The organism is Micromonospora chalcea (assembly GCF_002926165.1).
Lineage (GTDB): Bacteria > Actinomycetota > Actinomycetes > Mycobacteriales > Micromonosporaceae > Micromonospora > Micromonospora chalcea.
Window position 1 is genome coordinate 1 of record NZ_MAGP01000013.1, and the last position, 16,010, is coordinate 16,010.

Annotated in this window: 18 protein-coding genes; 4 read left to right on the top strand and 14 right to left on the bottom strand. The window is 71.6% G+C overall.

All coding sequences use genetic code 11. The annotated features are described in order from the left end of the window. Positions 1–213 (top strand): hypothetical protein (locus tag BAW75_RS32555; RefSeq protein WP_208635169.1); only part of this gene is annotated, 213 nt, incomplete at its 5' end. A gap of 34 nt (positions 214–247) precedes the next feature. Here the strand turns inward: BAW75_RS32555 and tatC are convergent. The 5 genes from tatC to BAW75_RS02440 all read right to left on the bottom strand — a co-directional run bounded on the left by tatC (position 248) and on the right by BAW75_RS02440 (position 4,029). Continuing rightward, positions 248–1,201, bottom strand: coding sequence for a twin-arginine translocase subunit TatC (tatC, locus tag BAW75_RS02420; protein ID WP_104112470.1), 954 nt, complete (start codon positions 1,199–1,201; stop codon positions 248–250). Positions 1,202–1,222: 21 nt separating this feature from the next. Further along, on the bottom strand, positions 1,223–1,552 hold the full coding sequence (gene tatA / locus BAW75_RS02425; protein ID WP_104112471.1) for a Sec-independent protein translocase subunit TatA: 330 nt from the start codon (positions 1,550–1,552) through the stop codon (positions 1,223–1,225). Between the two features lie 216 nt (positions 1,553–1,768). Further along, positions 1,769–2,011, bottom strand: a complete 243-nt coding sequence (locus tag BAW75_RS02430) for a hypothetical protein (RefSeq protein WP_409073879.1) — start codon at positions 2,009–2,011, stop codon at positions 1,769–1,771. Positions 2,012–2,026: 15 nt separating this feature from the next. Continuing rightward, the gene (locus BAW75_RS02435) at positions 2,027–3,034 is read right to left on the bottom strand and encodes a helix-turn-helix transcriptional regulator (protein WP_043324373.1); all 1,008 of its coding nucleotides are present in this window, start codon (positions 3,032–3,034) and stop codon (positions 2,027–2,029) included. Continuing rightward, a complete protein-coding gene (locus BAW75_RS02440; protein ID WP_104112472.1) occupies positions 3,031–4,029 on the bottom strand; it encodes a helix-turn-helix transcriptional regulator in 999 nt (332 codons plus the stop codon). Before BAW75_RS02440 ends, BAW75_RS02435 begins: the two co-directional genes overlap by 4 nt. Before the next feature lie 104 nt (positions 4,030–4,133). Between BAW75_RS02440 and BAW75_RS02445 the strand changes: the two genes are divergently transcribed. Together BAW75_RS02445 and BAW75_RS02450 are read left to right on the top strand one after the other, a co-directional pair. After that, positions 4,134–5,123 carry a cation diffusion facilitator family transporter gene (locus BAW75_RS02445; protein ID WP_043324375.1) on the top strand — a complete coding sequence of 330 codons (990 nt, stop codon included), beginning with the start codon at positions 4,134–4,136 and terminating at the stop codon, positions 5,121–5,123. A gap of 44 nt (positions 5,124–5,167) precedes the next feature. Then, positions 5,168–6,253, top strand: a complete 1,086-nt coding sequence (locus tag BAW75_RS02450) for a DUF3866 family protein (RefSeq protein ID WP_104112473.1) — start codon at positions 5,168–5,170, stop codon at positions 6,251–6,253. Positions 6,254–6,265: 12 nt separating this feature from the next. Here the strand turns inward: BAW75_RS02450 and BAW75_RS02455 are convergent, their stop codons facing one another. After that, positions 6,266–6,814 (bottom strand): carboxymuconolactone decarboxylase family protein, encoded by a 549-nt coding sequence (locus BAW75_RS02455; protein ID WP_104112536.1) that lies wholly within the window; start codon positions 6,812–6,814, stop codon positions 6,266–6,268. Between the two features lie 239 nt (positions 6,815–7,053). Here BAW75_RS02455 and BAW75_RS02460 point away from each other — a divergent pair, with 239 nt between their 5' ends. Beyond that, a complete protein-coding gene (locus BAW75_RS02460; protein ID WP_104112474.1) occupies positions 7,054–7,998 on the top strand; it encodes a hypothetical protein in 945 nt (314 codons plus the stop codon). Between the two features lie 7 nt (positions 7,999–8,005). On the opposite strand, the gene BAW75_RS02465 is transcribed toward BAW75_RS02460, so the two are convergent. From BAW75_RS02465 to arc, 8 genes are all read right to left on the bottom strand, one after another. After that, positions 8,006–8,224, bottom strand: a complete 219-nt coding sequence (locus tag BAW75_RS02465; RefSeq protein WP_030504132.1) for a hypothetical protein — start codon at positions 8,222–8,224, stop codon at positions 8,006–8,008. Between the two features lie 62 nt (positions 8,225–8,286). Further along, positions 8,287–9,645, bottom strand: a complete 1,359-nt coding sequence (gene pafA, locus BAW75_RS02470) for a Pup--protein ligase (RefSeq protein WP_030504131.1) — start codon at positions 9,643–9,645, stop codon at positions 8,287–8,289. Positions 9,646–9,793: 148 nt separating this feature from the next. Next, positions 9,794–10,627 (bottom strand): proteasome subunit alpha, encoded by an 834-nt coding sequence (gene prcA / locus BAW75_RS02475; RefSeq protein WP_043324381.1) that lies wholly within the window; start codon positions 10,625–10,627, stop codon positions 9,794–9,796. A gap of 63 nt (positions 10,628–10,690) precedes the next feature. Then, the gene (prcB, locus tag BAW75_RS02480) at positions 10,691–11,530 is read right to left on the bottom strand and encodes a proteasome subunit beta (protein WP_030504129.1); all 840 of its coding nucleotides are present in this window, start codon (positions 11,528–11,530) and stop codon (positions 10,691–10,693) included. After that, positions 11,449–11,931, bottom strand: coding sequence for an endonuclease VII domain-containing protein (locus BAW75_RS02485; RefSeq protein WP_104112475.1), 483 nt, complete (start codon positions 11,929–11,931; stop codon positions 11,449–11,451). The genes prcB and BAW75_RS02485 overlap by 82 nt, the downstream gene beginning before the upstream one ends. A gap of 191 nt (positions 11,932–12,122) precedes the next feature. Next, positions 12,123–12,329 carry a ubiquitin-like protein Pup gene (locus BAW75_RS02490; protein WP_030504127.1) on the bottom strand — a complete coding sequence of 69 codons (207 nt, stop codon included), beginning with the start codon at positions 12,327–12,329 and terminating at the stop codon, positions 12,123–12,125. 107 nt (positions 12,330–12,436) lie between these two features. Then, positions 12,437–13,954 (bottom strand): depupylase/deamidase Dop, encoded by a 1,518-nt coding sequence (gene dop / locus BAW75_RS02495; protein WP_104112476.1) that lies wholly within the window; start codon positions 13,952–13,954, stop codon positions 12,437–12,439. Positions 13,955–14,121: 167 nt separating this feature from the next. Further along, a complete protein-coding gene (gene arc / locus BAW75_RS02500; RefSeq protein WP_043324384.1) occupies positions 14,122–15,903 on the bottom strand; it encodes a proteasome ATPase in 1,782 nt (593 codons plus the stop codon). Positions 15,904–16,010 lie beyond the last annotated feature (107 nt).

A 16,010-nucleotide genomic window follows, 5' to 3' on the forward strand; every position in this document is an offset into this window, starting at 1 on the left:
GGCAGGAAGTGCATCGTCGCCGGCCCCGGCCCCGGCCCGGCGATCTTGCACTTCCTGCCCGGGCAAAGTGCGGAAACCGGTCATCCGAGGGGCAGCAAGTCCATGATCAACGTGAGGGCGGGCCGTCGCGCGGGCATCGAGTTCAAGGTCGGCGGAGGGCACTCGGCGCGGCGGCGAGGGGCGGCTGCGGAAACGCGGACGCCGCCCCCGTGAGGTGGGGACGGCGTCCGGAGGTGAGCGGGGTCGGTCAGGTCATGTCGTCGTAGCGGCGTTCGATCGGCTTCGGGGCGACGACGGGCTCGGGCGCGCCGATCGGCACGGACGCCTCGATCCGGCCCCCGGCGGGCACCGGCTCGGTCGACAGGTCCAGCGGTGACACCTCGTCGTCGGCGATGCCGGCGTAGACCTCACGCCCGCGACCGCGCCGCTTGTCGTTGATGAACGCCACCCCCACCGCGGCGAAGTAGAGCGCGCAGAGGCAGATCGCCAGCGCGGTCATGCCGAACGGGTCGGGTGTCGGCGTGACCACGGCGGAGAACGCGAAGAACACGAACACCGCCACCCGCCACCAGCTGAGCAGCCGCTTGGCGCTGGCCAGGCCGACGAAGTTGAGCATCAGCACGATCAGCGGGAACTCGAACGCCACCCCGAACAGCATGATCAGGTTCGTGACGAACGAGATGTAGCGGGTCACCTCGAGGGTGGTCGCGATGTCGTCGCCGGAGATGTCGAGCAGGAACTCGAGTCCCTTGGTGGTGACGAAGAACGCCAGCACCGCGCCGGCCGCGAACAGCGGGGCCGCCAGGGCGGTGAAGACATACGCGTACCGCCGCTCGTGCCGGTGCAGGCCGGGCGCGATGAACGCCCAGAGCTGGTAGAGCCAGATCGGCGCCGCGATGATCAGACCGACCCAGAGACCGATCTTGAGGTTCAGCAGGAAGACGTCGGCGACACCGAGCTGCACGAAGTTGCACTTGCCGGTGTCGGGGTCGAGCGACTGCGGCAGCTCGCAGTAGGGCTTCGACAGCAACTCCCGGACCGGCTCGGCCAGCCAGATGCCGAAGCCGAAGCCGACCAGGATCGCCAGCGACGCCCGGAACAGCCGGTTGCGCAGCTCACGGATGTGCTCCATGAGCGTCATCGAGCCGTCGGCGGCCCGCGCGAAGTTGCTCGGGCCGCGCTTCTTCAACCCGAAGGCCACGGTGGTTGGGGCCCTCTCGGATCAGTTCTCGCGGACGCGCTGCACCGGGTCGGCCGGCGGCGCGACCGGCTGCTGCGGCTGCGGCGCGTACGGCTGCTGCGTGTACGGCTGCTGCTGCGCGTACGGCTGCCCCTGCACCGGTTGCTGCGGCGGGAGCGGCTGGTAGCCGGCCTGCGCGTCCGCCTTCTCGGCGAGGTTACGGTCGTCGTCCTGCAGGCTCTTGGTCTCGGCCTTGATGATCCGCAGGGATCGGCCCAGCGAGCGGGCCGCGTCGGGGAGCCGCTTCGCGCCGAACAGCAGGATCAGCACGACCACGAGTACGGCGATGTGCCACGGCTTGAGGGCACCCATGGGAAGCTCCAGTCGCTCTGTGTCGGTGAGGGTGGGTCGCCGCCCATCGTACGTGCGTCGCAGCGGCTTGCCACCCCGGTGGGCCTGCTGGTGCGAGCCCGATCGGTGAAGTTTCGACCAACCCGAAGTGTCCCGTCAACCGTCCAGGTCCGCGCATTTCTGCGCGCAACCGCCCGGTTACGCGCAAACGACGCTCACCGGGCCGGGGGCCGTCGATCAGTCGCCGCGCTTGGCCTTGATCAACGTCATCCGCTCCTGCGCGACGACGATCCGTTCCTGGAGCGACTCGGCCCGCGCCTGCAGCTGTTCGGCGGCGGTACGCAGCGACTCCGCCTCGGCCGCCCGGCGCTGCAACGCCAGCGCGGAACGGCGCAGCCCGGACAGGCGGCTCACCACCGGACGGACCGCCAGCGCCAGGACGACAAGCGCGAACAGCACGACCCCGAGCACGATCCACATCACCACGCGGTCAGCCTATCGGGTGACGCCGGCGGCCGCCGGGTCGGCGGTGCCGGCCGGGGTCGCATACGCGTCGAGCGCGGCCACGGCCTGGGCGCGTACCTGCTCGGCCAGCTCGGCCGGGGCGACCACCGTCACCTCCGGGCCCAGCCCGAGCACGAACCGCCGGGCCCACCCGAGGTCGGTGACGCGCAGCGACACCAGCCACTGCTCGCCGTCGGCCTCGACGCGCTCGCACGGATAGTATTCGGTGATCCACCGCTCGCCCCGGCCGATCCGCAGCGTGATCAGCGGCAGGTCGGCCGACGGGCGGAACACGCCGTCACTGAGGTCGTGCGGGCGGGCCTGCGGCGGCACGACCGCCTGCTCCGGCAGCTCGGCCACCGCGTCGATCCGGTCGGCCCGGAACAGCCGCACCGCCTCGGCACGGCGGCACCACGCCTCCACGTACGCCCGGCCGCCGACCATCAGCATCCGCAGCGGGTCGATGGTGCGCTCGGTGGTCTCGTCCCGCGCCGCGGTGTAGTAGGTGATCCGCAGCGCCCGGCCGCGCTCGACGGCGGCGCGCAGCTCGCGTACCCGGGCGCTGTCGCCGGGCAGGCGGACCTCCACCGGCGCGCCGGCCAGGTCACCGGCGGCGTTCTCGATCTTGGCGAGCGCCCGCTCGACCGCCTCCCGGTTGGCCACCCCGGGCGTCTCGGCGATCATCCGCAACGCCACCACCAGGGCCAGCGCCTCGTCGGGGGTGAGCCGCAGCGGCCGGTCGATGCCGGCGTCGTAGGTGATGGTGACCCGGTCGCCGTCGAACGCCATGTCGATCAGGTCACCGGGGCCGTAGCCGGGCAGCCCGCACACCCAGAGCAGTTCCAGGTCCTCCCGGAGCTGCTTCTCGGTCACCCCGAGGTCGTGCGCCGCCTCGGCGATCTCGATGCCGGGGCGGGCCAGCAGGTAGGGCACCAGGTTGAGCAGCCGGGCCAGCCGGTCGGCGGAGGCACGGCCGGCGCGGGCGGCCGGGCGGGTCACCGGGCACCCCCCGCGGTCGCCAGCTCGTCGTGCCGGGCGGCGACCCTCTTCAGCCGCTGGATGACCGCCTCCCGTACCTCCGGTGGCTCCAGGACCCGCACGTCCGGGCCGTACCCGACGATCTGGCCGGCGAGGTAGTCGGCGTCGGCGTACGGCAGCACCAGCCGGTCGCCGTCCGGACCGGCCTGGCACTCCACCGCCCAGCGGCGCAGCCCGGCGGCGCGGCCCGGAGTGGCCAGCACCGTGGCCCGGCCGGTGCGCTCCACCGGCCCGGACCAGCGGGCCACGTGGCTGATCAGGTCGACGCCGACGGGCGGCTCGTAGGCGCCCGGCTCGCCGGTCGCCCGGACCGTGCCGACCACCCGGGACAGCCGGAAGCAGCGGGTCGCCGCGCGGTCCAGGTCGTGACCGACCACGTACCACCGGCCGCGCCAGCAGACCACGCCCCACGGTTGCACCCGGCGGCGGGTGGGCGCGTCCCGGTCCGGCACCCGGTAGTCGAAGCTGACCTCGCGGCGGTCCCGCGCAGCGGCGGTCAGCGGCGCGAACGCCGGGTCGACGGTGACCATCGGCTCCAGGCCCAGCGTGGCCTGCGGGTCCACGTCGATGCCGGCGGCGCGCAGCTTCGCCAGCCCGGACGACGCGGCAGCGGCCAGCCCGGCGTGCTGCCACAACCGCGCGGCGATGCCCACGGCCGCGGCCTCGTCCGGTTCGAGCGGGATGTCGGGCAGCGCGTACGCGCGCGGCGCGATCCGGTAGCCCGGCTCGGCGTCGAAGACGCTGGCCGTGCCGGTCTCCAACGGCACGCCCAGCTCACGGAGCTCGGCCTTGTCGCGCTCGAACTTGCGCTGGAACGCCTCGTGGTCCTTGGCGTCGTCCGGGTCGTGCTCGTAGCCGGGCACGGTCGCGGCGATCTGCGCGGCGGTCAGGAAGCGTCGCGTCGACAGCAGGCAGATCACCAGGTTGACCAGGCGTTCGGTACGGGTCCGGGACACGTGCAAACGCTAGCAGCCCGCGCATGGCGCGCGGGCACCCGCGCGGCGCGGCGCGGAGGTCTTCCCGACCGGCGACGGGCATCGACCGGTCATAGGGTGAGCGCATGGTGGAAGCGGAGGTCAAGACCGAGAGCGTCGGCACGGTCGTGGTGGCCGGCGCGGCGAACCTCGCCATCGCCGTCGCCAAGCTGGTCGCGGGCCTGATCTCCGGCTCCGCGGCGATGCTCTCCGAGGCCGCCCACTCGCTCGCCGACACCACCACCGAGGTGCTGCTCTATCTGGCGCTGCGCCGGGGCGCGCGGCCCGCCGACACCCGGCACCCCTTCGGGTACGGCAAGGAGAGCTACGTCTGGGCGTTCCTCGCCGCGCTGTTCACCTTCGTCGCCGGGGCCGGCTTCGCCATCACCCACGGCGTCACCACCATCCTGGTGCACGAGCACAGCGGCGAGTACCTCGTCGCGTACGTGGTGCTGGCGGTCTCGTTCGCCATCGAGTCGGTGTCGCTGGCCCGGGCGGTGCGGCAGGTGCGCGGCGAGTCGCGCCGCTGGGGCACCACCCCTCGCCGCTACCTGCGCCTGACCGCCGACACCACGGTCAAGGCGGTCTTCCTGGAGGACAGCGCCGCGCTGGTCGGCCTGCTGATCGCCGCCGCCGGGCTCACCCTGTCCCACCTCACCGGCGACGAGCTGTACGACGGGATCGCCTCGATCCTCATCGGCGTGCTGCTGCTCGTGGTCGCCGTCGTGCTGGCCCGCAGCAACATCTCGCTGCTGGTCGGCCGTTCCGTCTCCGACCGCCTGCACCGGCGCATCGAACGGGAGCTCGCGGACGTGCCGACGGTGGACCGGATCGACACGCTGATGACCATGTTCCTCGGCCCCGACGACATCCTCGTCGCCGCCAAGGTCGACTTCCACGACGACGCCACCGGCGCCGACATCGAGGCCGCCGCCGACGAGGCCGAACGCCGGCTCACCGGGCGCTTCCCGGAGATCGCGTACGTCTTCCTCGACCCCACCCGCTCCCGCACGGCCGGGCGGCCCGCCCGCACCACCCAGGACGAGACGGGTCGCCCGCTAGACGGCGACACCTGACCCGCCCCCGGCCCGCCCGCACCCCGGCCGATACCGTGCACCGCATGGTGCGATGGCGGTCCGGCACGGTTACGGCGGTACGGCGACGATGGGCCGGCGCCGTCGAACTCGACGTCGACCTGCCCGACGGCGTCCGGATGCGCGCCCTGGCCTACCCGGCGCTGGTCGGCGAGCCCGAGCCCGGCGACCGGGTGCTGCTCAACGCCGGGGCGCTGCTGATGGGCCTCGGCACCGGCGGCTACGCGCTGGTCGTCGCGCTGCCCGACCGGCTGCCCGCCGACCCGCCGCAGGCCGGCGACAGCCGCGACGCCGGGCACCTGGTCAAGGCCCGCTACACGCCGCTGCAGCCGATCCTGCTGGGCGTGGACGAGGAGGCGTCGCCGCACCACGAACTGCTCGCCGCCGCCGAGTCGGTCGACGGCATGCCGGTGGTCACCGCCGACCTGCACTCCGCGCTGCCGGCGATCCTGGCCGGGGTACGCGCCGCCGCGCCCGACGCCCGGGTCGCGTACGTGCTCACCGACGGCGGGGCGCTGCCCGCCTGGTTCTCCCGCACCCTGGCCGGCCTGGCCGGGCACCTCGTGGGCACGGTGAGCGTGGGTCAGGCGTTCGGCGGCGACCTGGAGGCGAGCACGCTGCACAGCGGCCTGCTCGCCGCCCGGCACGTACTCGGCGCGGACCTGACGATCGTCGCCCAGGGCCCCGGCAACCTCGGCACCGGCACCCGCTGGGGCTTCTCCGGCGTCGCCGTCGGCGAAGCCGTCAACGCGGTCGCCACGCTGGGCGGGCGCCCGGTCGGCTCGCTGCGCATCTCCGACGCCGACGCCCGGCCCCGGCACCGTGGCGTCTCCCACCACAGCCTGACCGCGTACGGCCGGGTCGCGCTGGCCCCCGCGGAGCTGGTGGTGCCGGACGGCCTCGACCCCGCCCTCGCGGCGGAGGTCGCCGCGGCGCTCGCGCCGCTGGCCGACCGGCACACGATCGTCACAGTGCCCACCGACGGCCTCGACGCGGCGCTGCGGGCCGGCCCGGTCGGCCTGTCCACGATGGGCCGGGGCCTGGACGCCGACCACGCCTACTTCCTGGCCGCCGCTGCCGCCGGCCGCCACGCGGCCCGCCTGCTGGGCTGAGCCCCGCCGCCCTCAGATCGCCAGGTAGCCGTTCGCGACCAGGTGGTCGGCGGCCCGCGCGAACACCTCGGGATCCTGCGGCGTCCACGTGCCCAGCCCGTCGACGTAGCGGTTGAACATGCAGAACGCCGCCGCGATCAGCACCGTGTCGTGGATCTCCAGGTCGGTGGCGCCCTCCGCGCGTGCCGCTTCCACCAGCTCGGTGGTGACCTCCCGGCCGCTGCGCCGGACCGCGGCGGCGATGTGCAGCAGCGCCCGCAGCTTCGCGCCGACCGGCGCGGTCGCCACGTCCGCGCGCACCCGGTCGACGAACTCCATCCCCGCGGGCAGCTGCGCGGCGGCGAACGCCGCGTGTGACGAACAGCAGAAGTCGCAGTCGTTGAGGCCGGAGACGTACGCCGCGATCAGCTCCCGCTCCCCCGGCGTCAAGGTGGGATGCGGAGCGCGCAACAGCACCTCCGCCAGCTCGCCCAGCGGCTTCGCCGTCTCCGGACGGAACCGCAGCGGCCCCTGGATGCCCGGATAGGCCTTCTCGTCCAGCCCGAGATCGATGTGTGCGATGACGTCACGCTCCCCTGTCCGTGCCGGCCCGGTCACGCCGGCGACCCGCCGTCCAGAGTGCCGCCACCCCCGCCGCCCGGGCCAGACACCGGAGACAGGTCAGCATGGTCGAAGAACCAGGGCCCTGCGCGGCCTCCCCATACTGTCCGGGAAATCGACTCCGGCCATCCCGTCACCGCCGTCCGCGCCAGGCAGCCGCGCGGGAAACGCGGCTGGCCGCCGTTAGGAGGCGACCCCCCATGGCACTGCGACAACTCCCGAACGCGGCCCCCGACGCCGGGATCTCCACCCACCGCCCGCCGCATCCCCTCCGACTCGCCCTGATCAGCGCGGCAGCCGGCGTGCTGCTGGCCGTCCTGTGGTCCTTCGAGCTCGTCGACAAGGTCATCGGCGACAACGTCGCCAACACCGTGCTCGGCCACGACGCCAAGGAGACCGCCATCACCGGCGCCGTCGCCGGGATGCTCTTCGCCTTCGTCTCCGGCTTCGCCGGCACCTTCACCGCCTGCAACATCGCCGTGGCGGCCTCGGTCGGGCCGATGAGCCAGGTCTCCGGCGCCGACCCCGCCGGCGGCACCCGGTCCGCGCTGCGCGCCCTGCTGCGCCCGGTCGGCTGGCTCGCGCTCGGCGTGGTCGTCGTCTCGGCCGCCTACGGCATCATCGGCGTCCTGCTCGGCGACCGGCTGCCCCAGCTGTCCACCGAGACGGTCGGCACCGTCCCGGTACGCCTCATCCAGTCCTCGGTCGTCTTCGGCGTCATCGGACTCGCCCTCACCTACCTCGGGCTCGCCGCGCTCAAGCTCGTGCCGGACATCTTCGCGCACCGGCCCGTCGCCCGGGTGATCACCATCGGCGCGCTCGTCGGCGGGTTCCTCGTCGGCCGCCCCTACCCGATGTTCAACAAGCTGTTCCACTGGGCCGTCGACACCGGCAACCCGCTCTACGGGGCGCTGGCGTTCACGCTGCAGTCCCTCGGGAACATCCTGCTCGTCACGGCCGTCTTCGCCCTGGCCGTGGCGATCAGCCGCGGACGCTTCCTCGCCTGGATGGCGGACCCCCGCCGCGCCGCCGCCGTCACCGGAGCGCTGCTCGTCGCGCTCGGCGTCTTCACCGTCATCTACTGGGACATCCGGGTGCCGGCCATGTTCGGCTTCGGCTGGTTCCCCCGGATGCCGTACAACTGAGCCGAACTCAGCCGAGCAGCAGGATCAACGCCAGCCACCCGCCGACGATCAGCACCAGCGCCGCCGCCAGCACCCACGTCGGGACCGTGTAGTCACCGCGCCGGTTGCGCTCGATCTCGGCCCGGATCTTCTCCCGGCGGCGATCGATCCAGTTGAGCTTCTCGCCGCCGTCGCGGCCGGAGGACGTCTCACGGTCGGGGCGACCGGCGGATTCGGAAGTGTTCATCGCGACGACAGCCTACCCGTGCCACGGGCGGCCGGTGCCGGGCACCGGCCGCCCGTGGGCGGTCACATGCTGGCGATCAGGCGCTCCACCCGCTCGTCGTAGGCCCGGAACGGGTCCTTGCACAGCACCGTGCGCTGCGCCTGGTCGTTCAGCTTCAGGTGCACCCAGTCCACCGTGAAGTCACGCCGCTTCTCCTGGGCGTGCCGGATGAACTCGCCGCGCAGCCGCGCCCGGGTGGTCTGCGGCGGCGTCTCCTTCGCCTCGAAGATCTCCGGGTCCGTGGCCACCCGGTCCACCTCGCGGCGACGCTCCAGCAGCCCGTACAGGCCGCGCCCGCGCCGCAGGTCGTGGTACGCCAGATCCATCTGCGCCACCCGCGGGTGCGACAGCGGCAGGTCGTGCTTGCGCTGGTACCGCTCGATCAGCTTCAGCTTCGTGACCCAGTCGATCTCCCGGGCCACCGGGTCCAGATCGCCGGTCTCGACCGCGCGCAGCACCCGCCCCCACAGATCGACCACCCGCTTCGCGGTCTGGTCACCGCCCCGGCGCTCCACGAACTCCGTCGCCTTGGCCAGGTATTCCTGCTGGATCTCCAGCGCCGAGACCTCCTTGCCGGCCGCCAGCCGCACCTTGCGCCGGCCGGTGATGTCGTGCGACACCTCGCGGATCGCCCGGATCGGGTTCTCCAGCGTGAGGTCCCGCATCACCACGCCCGCCTCGATCATCCGCAGCACGATGTCGGCGGTGCCGACCTTCAGCAGCGTGGTGACCTCGTTCATGTTCGAGTCACCGACGATCACGTGCAGCCGGCGGTACCGCTCCGCGTCCGCGTGCGGCTCGTCCCGGGTGTTGATGATCGGCCGGCTGCGGGTGGTCGCCGACGAGACGCCCTCCCAGATGTGCTCGGCCCGCTGCGACAGGCAGTAGACCGCGCCGCGCGGCGTCTGCAGCACCTTGCCCGCGCCGCAGATCAACTGCCGGGTGACCAGGAACGGGATGAGCACGTCGGCGAGCCGGCCGAACTCGCCGTGCCGGGACACCAGGTAGTTCTCGTGGCAGCCGTACGAGTTGCCGGCCGAGTCGGTGTTGTTCTTGAACAGGTAGATCTCACCCGCGATGCCCTCGTCGTGCAGCCGCTTCTCCGCGTCGACGAGCAGCCCCTCCAGGATCCGCTCACCGGCCCGGTCGTGCGCCACCAGGTCGGTCACCGAGTCGCACTCCGGCGTCGCGTACTCCGGGTGCGAGCCCACGTCCAGATAGAGGCGGGCGCCGTTGCGCAGGAACACGTTGCTCGACCGGCCCCACGACACCACCCGCCGGAACAGGTACCGCGCGACCTCGTCGGGGGACAGTCGACGTTGCCCGCGATAGGTGCAGGTGACGCCGTACTCGGTTTCGAGGCCGAAGATTCGCCGCTCCATGATGAGACATTAGCCGCCCGGAGCCTCCGATGGGCATCGCCGACGCTCACCGCTTGCGATCTCCCCCACGCGGACCGGGAAGCCGGCGGCCTCACGTACGCGAAAGACCCCGCCACCGCGGCGCGGCGACGGGGTCTGAGCGCAGGTGTCACTCGGCGGGCTTGTCCTCCGCGTTGCCCTCCAGATCGGCCGAGCCCGCCGACGTGGTCGGCTTCTTCGCCTCCTCCGTCGGCACCGTCGGCGTCTTCGCCCGGCCCGGCGCCGGCGCGGTGTCGGCCTCCGCGTCACCGTCCAGCAGCGCGGTCAGCGCCGCGCCGGTGACCCGCCGGAACGTACGCCCCACCCGGCGTCGGTCCAGGACCGCCACCTCCAGCTGGTTCGCGGCGATGGTACGGGCCGCCCCGCCCTCGCCGCCGACGCTGCTCAGCGCCTTCATGGCGGCGCGGACCGCCTCCGACAGCGACATCTCCGGCCGGTGCTCGTTCTTCAGCACCCCGCTGATCGCCTCGGCCTGGCCGCCCATCGCCATCCGGCCCGGCTCGTCGTTCACCGAGCCGTCGTAGGTCACCCGGTAGAGGGAGTCGTCCTCGGGCGTGGCGCCCACCTCGGCCACGCAGATCTCCACCTCGAACGGCTTCGACTGCTCGGTGAAGATCGCGCCCAGCGTCTGCGCGTACGCGTTCGCGAGCGCCAGGCCGGTCACGTCCCGCCGGTCGTAGCTCAGGCCGTTGAGGTCGGCCATCCGCACGCCCGCGCGGCGCAGGTTCTCGAACTCGTTGTACCGGCCGACGGCGGCGAAGCCGATCCGGTCGTAGATCTCGCTGACCTTGTGCAGCGTGCTGGACAGGTTCTCGGCGACGAAGAGCACCCCGCCGGCGTAGCTCAGGACCACCGCGCTGCGGCCCCGGGCGATGCCCTTGCGGGCCAGCTCGGAGCGGTCGCGCATGATCTGCTCGGGCGAGGCGTAGAACTGCATGGCCACGGCGGCGGTTCTCCTTCGGACCTGATGGTGCGGGACTGCTGAGTCGGTGGACGGGAAGCGGGATCAGCCGCCGGGGTTCTCCATCCGGCCGGCCACCACGCTCTCCGCGATCGCCGCCGTCTCGGCGTCGGTGAGCCGGTGCGTGCCCTCGGCGGTCGCGGTCATCACGACCGGGTAGATCCGCCGGGTCAGGTCCGGACCGCCGGTGGCGGTGTCGTCGTCCGCCGCGTCGTAGAGCGCCTCGACCGCCAGCCGCGTCGCGTCCTCGACCGACAGGCCGGTCCGGAACCGCTTCTTCAGCGCCGACTTGGCGAACAGCGAGCCGGAGCCGATCGCGTCGTAGCCGGTCTCCTCGTACGGGCCGCCGGTCACGTCGAAGCTGAAGATCCGCCCGGCCCGCGCCGGATCGCTCGCCGCCAGGTCGAAACCGGCGAACAGCGGGACCACGGCCAGGCCCTGCATGGCCGCGCCCAGGTTGCCGCGGATCATCGAGGCGAGCCGGTTGGCCTTGCCGTCGAGCGAGAGCATCGCGCCCTCGATCTTCTCGTAGTGCTCCAGCTCCACCTGGAACAGTCGCATCAGCTCGATGCCGATGCCCGCGGTGCCCGCGATGCCGACCAGCGAGTACGCGTCGGCCGGGTGCACCTTCTCGATGTCGCGCTGGGCGATCAGGTTGCCCATCGTGGCGCGCCGGTCGCCGGCCATGACCACGCCACCGGCGGCCGAGATGGCCACGATGGTGGTCGCGTGCGGCGCCATGTCGGCGGCCATGCCGGGCGGCAGCGGCCGACGGCCGGGCAGCATCTCGGGGGCCACCTTGCTCAGGAACGCTGTGAAGGAGGACGTCCCCGCGTTGGTGAACACATCTGGAAGACGCCCGGATGGATCAAAACCCGCTGCCACGTGGTTCCTCTCAGGTACGTGATCGCCCTGGCCAGGACTTCGGCGTTGTCCTTGAACTGGCCAAGACCACCGTTGCAGTTGAAGCAGAGTATCCCGCGCACCCATCCGGTGCGATGATCGTGGTCCAGATGTTCCGGATCGGGGCGCCGACAGATCGCGCACACGCCGCCCTGCTCGGTCAGGAGCTCCTGGAACTCCTTCTCCCCGACCCCGTAGCGGCGGCGCAGGTGGTACTCGCGATTGCCACCGTAGAGCCGCTGCTTCGTCTCGTTACCGCGGGCGATGTGGCACGGCTTGCAGTAGCTGTGCCGACCGCTGGCGTTGGTCGTTCGGGGGAAATCGTCAACGGGCTTGATCTGCTCGCAGTCGGGGCACCACTTGAGGCCGTCCGCTACCGGCACGGCAGCCCTTCGCTGCGGCGCGATGCCACGTTTCCGGCGACTCGCCTCTGAGCGAGCAGCGGCACACGTCTTGCAGTAGAACGCCAGCCCGTCTGGACGACGCCGATTACGGTGGAACGCCGACGCGGGAAGCGAGCGGCGGCACTGGGGGCAAAGCTTGTCCGAAGCCTCCGGCAAATCGGACATAAGCCTCATTGACCCCCCTTCTGCACATATCCCCTCACGAACTCCTCTGCGTTCTCCTCCAGGACGGAGTCGATCTCGTCGAGCAGGTCGTCGACGTCCTCGGTGATCTCGGCGTGCCGCTCGGCCACCTCGGGGTTCGCCTCCGCGGTGACCTCGTCGACCTCCTCGCGGGACTTGCCGGACTGGGTCTGCCCACCCTCTTGGGTCGCCATGGTGGTGCCTCCTCCACGATCGCCTGCGATCAACTTACCTCGCGGGAGCGACGAAAGGCCCGCCGCGCGCCCGGTTCCGGCACCCGACGGGCCTTCCGGCATCCGGGTCACCCGCCGGTGAGCGTCTCCAGCAGATCCTTGGCGCTCTCGCAGCGGTCGAACAGCTCACCGACGTGCGCCCGGGTGCCCCGCTCGGGTTCCATCATCGGCACCCGCACCAGCGACTCCCGGCCCACGTCGAAGATGACCGAGTCCCAGCTCGCGGCGACCACCTCGGAGGCGTACTGCGCCAGGCAGCGGCCCCGGAAGTAGGCCCGGGTGTCCTCCGGCGGCTCGGTCATCGCGGCGCGAGTCTGCTCGTCGCTGAGCATCGTCTTCATCGAGCCACGCTGCACCAGGCGGTGGTAGAGGCCCTTCTCCGGCCGCACGTCGGAGTACTGCAGGTCGACCAGCTGCAGCTTGTGCGAGCCCCAGCCGAGCTTCTCCCGCTCCCGGTAGCCCTCCAGCAGCCGCAGCTTCGCCACCCAGTCCAGCTCGTCTGCGCACTCGAACGCGTCGCGGCCGAGCCGGTCCAGCACGCTCTCCCAACGGCGCAGCACGTCGGCGGTCTGCGCGTCCACGTCCTTGCCGTAGCGGTCGTCCACGAAGGAGCTGACCCGTTCCAGGTACGCCCACTGCACGTCCAGCGCGGTGAGCTTGCGGCCGTCGCGCATCCGCATCAGGTGCTTCAGCGACGGGTCGTGGCTGACCGCGCGCAGCTCCCCCACCGGGTCGGCGATGCCCAGGTCCGCGCCGAGCGCCTTCTCCTCGATCATGGTGAGGATCAGCGCGGTGGTGCCGACCTTGAGGAACGTGGAGATCTCGGAGAGGTTGGCGTCGCCGATGATGACGTGCAGCCGGCGGTACTTGTCGGCGTCGGCGTGCGGCTCGTCGCGGGTATTGATGATGGGCCGCTTGAGCGTCGTCTCCAGCCCCACCTCGACCTCGAAGAAGTCGGCCCGCTGGGAGATCTGGAAACCGGTCTGGCCGCCGTCCTGGCCGATGCCGACCCGCCCGGCGCCGCAGACGATCTGCCGGGTGACGAAGAACGGCGTCAGGTACGCCACGATGTCGGCGAACGGCGTCTGCCGGCGCATCAGGTAGTTCTCGTGCGCGCCGTAGCTGGCGCCCTTGTTGTCGGTGTTGTTCTTGTACAGGTGGATCGGCTGGGTGCCCGGGATGGTCGCGGCCCGCCGGGCCGCCTCGGCCATCACCCGCTCCCCCGCCTTGTCCCACCGGACCACGTCGAGGGGGTTGGTCACCTCGGGCGTGGAGTATTCCGGGTGGGCGTGGTCGACGTAGAGCCGCGCGCCGTTGGTGAGTATGACGTTGGCGAGGCCGAGGTCCTCGTCGGCGAGCGCCTCGGCCGGGTCGTACGCGGCGCCGGAGTAGGTGAACCCGCGCGCGTCGCGCAGTGGCGACTCCTCCTCGTAGTCCCAGCGGGCCCGGCCGCCCCGGTTGAGTTCCGGCCGCGCCCCGTAGGCGTTTACCACCTGGGAGGAGGTGACCATCGGGTTGGCTCCGGCCTGACCGGGCACGGAGATGCCGTACTCGACCTCGGTGCCCATGATCCTTCTGACGCTCATCGACCTGCCCGCTCCCGCTCGCCGTCCCGGTCCCCGTCATGTCGAGCGTAGTCGGCGTGACGCGCCGAGGGGGCGTGGCGGCAGCGCCGGGTCCGGTGTGGCGGCTTCCCTGCGTACGCGCGAAGGCCCGTGGCGGGTGCGCCACGGGCCTTCGTCGCAGGGTCGGACTACAGGTACTGGCCGGTGTTGCTGGCGGTCTCGATGGACCGTCCGGCCTCGGCGCCCTTGCCGCCGGAGACGAGCGTGCGGATGTAGACGATCCGCTCGCCCTTCTTGCCGGAGATGCGGGCCCAGTCGTCGGGGTTGGTGGTGTTGGGCAGGTCCTCGTTCTCCCGGAACTCGTCGACGCAGGCGTCGAGCAGGTGCTGCAGGCGCAGCCCCTTGCGGCCGGAGGTGAGGAACTCCTTGATGGCCATCTTCTTGCCCCGGTCGACGATGTTCTGGATCATCGCGCCGGAGTTGAAGTCCTTGAAGTAGAGGACTTCCTTGTCGCCGTTGGCGTAGGTGACCTCGAGGAAGCGGTTCTCCTCGGTCTCGGAGTACATCCGCAGGACCACCGCGTCGATCATCGCCGCGACGGTGGCCTGGGCGTCGCCGCCGTGTTCGGCCAGGTCGTCGGCGTGCAGCGGCAGGCCGGCGAGGATGTACTTGGAGAAGATGTCCTTCGCCGCCTCGGCGTCCGGCCGCTCGATCTTGATCTTCACGTCGAGCCGGCCGGGACGCAGGATCGCCGGGTCGATCATGTCTTCCCGGTTGGAGGCGCCGATGACGATGACGTTCTCCAGGCCCTCCACGCCGTCGATCTCGCTGAGCAACTGCGGGACGATGGTGTTCTCCACGTCCGAGGAGACGCCGGAGCCGCGGGTGCGGAACACGGAGTCCATCTCGTCGAAGAACACGATCACCGGAGTGCCCTCACCGGCCTTCTCCCGCGCCCGCTGGAAGATCAGCCGAATGTGCCGCTCGGTCTCGCCGACGTACTTGTTGAGCAGCTCCGGGCCCTTGATGTTGAGGAAGAAGCTGGTGTGCCGCTCCTTGCCCTCCCGCTCGGCGATCTTCTTGGCCAGCGAGTTGGCCACCGCCTTGGCGATCAGCGTCTTACCGCAGCCGGGCGGACCGTAGAGCAGGATGCCCTTCGGCGGCCGGAGCTGGTGCTCACGGAACAGGTCGGAGTGCAGGAAGGGCAGCTCCACCGCGTCGCGGATCTGCTCGATCTGCGCCTGGAGGCCGCCGATGTCCTCGTAGTTGACGTCGGGCACCTCCTCCAGGACCAGTTCCTCGACCTCGCTCTTCGGGATCCGCTCGTAGGCGTACGCCGAGCGGGGCTCGATCATGAGCGAGTCGCCGGCCCGGATCGCGCTGCCGATCAGGGTCTCGGCGAGGTGCACGATCCGCTCCTCGTCGGAGTGCGACACCACGAGCGCCCGGTCACCCGGCGCGCCGTCCGGGCCCGCCAGGATCTCCTTGAGCATCACGACCTCGCCGACCCGCTCGAAACCGAACGCGTCGACGATGTTGAGCGCGTCGTTGAGCAGGACCTCCTGGCCACGGCGCAGCTCGTCGGCCTCCAGCGACGGCGAGACCGCCACCCGGAGCTTGCGCCCGCCGGTGAACACGTCCACCGTGCCGTCGTCGTGCTTGGCCAGGAAGACGCCGTAGCCACTCGGTGGCTGGGCGAGCCGGTCGATCTCCTCCTTGAGCGTCACGATCTGCGCGCGAGCCTCCTTGAGGGTGCTCACGAGCCGTTCGTTGTTCTCGGTCAGCCGCGCCAACTGGGCCTGGGTGGCCGCCAGCCGCTCTTCGAGCTGCCGGACGTGTCGAGGGCTTTCGGTCAACTTGCGCCGCACCAGAGCGAGTTCCTCTTGCAGGAACGCGACCTGCGTGGAGAGATCGTGGGCTTCCTTTTCCCACCGTGCGGCGCGCGAGTCCGCGTCGTCGCTGCGTGCCACGTCCCACCTCCCCGGGGGGCTTGAACGTTCTGACCTAACACTAGCCGCTATGAGCCCGATTCGGTCCACAGCAACGCGCTCGTCACCGAAGCTTGATCGCGAAGGGC

Coding starts and splice junctions, on each gene's coding strand:
- BAW75_RS02445 (WP_043324375.1), top strand. CDS start 4,134: ATGGTGGAAGCGGAGGTCAAGACCGAGAGCGTCGGCACGGTCGTGGTG.
- BAW75_RS02465 (WP_030504132.1), bottom strand. CDS start 8,224: ATGAACACTTCCGAATCCGCCGGTCGCCCCGACCGTGAGACGTCCTCC.
- tatA (WP_104112471.1), bottom strand. CDS start 1,552: ATGGGTGCCCTCAAGCCGTGGCACATCGCCGTACTCGTGGTCGTGCTG.
- dop (WP_104112476.1), bottom strand. CDS start 13,954: ATGAGCGTCAGAAGGATCATGGGCACCGAGGTCGAGTACGGCATCTCC.
- BAW75_RS02460 (WP_104112474.1), top strand. CDS start 7,054: ATGGCACTGCGACAACTCCCGAACGCGGCCCCCGACGCCGGGATCTCC.
- pafA (WP_030504131.1), bottom strand. CDS start 9,645: ATGGAGCGGCGAATCTTCGGCCTCGAAACCGAGTACGGCGTCACCTGC.
- BAW75_RS02430 (WP_409073879.1), bottom strand. CDS start 2,011: ATGTGGATCGTGCTCGGGGTCGTGCTGTTCGCGCTTGTCGTCCTGGCG.
- BAW75_RS02490 (WP_030504127.1), bottom strand. CDS start 12,329: ATGGCGACCCAAGAGGGTGGGCAGACCCAGTCCGGCAAGTCCCGCGAG.
- BAW75_RS02450 (WP_104112473.1), top strand. CDS start 5,168: ATGGTGCGATGGCGGTCCGGCACGGTTACGGCGGTACGGCGACGATGG.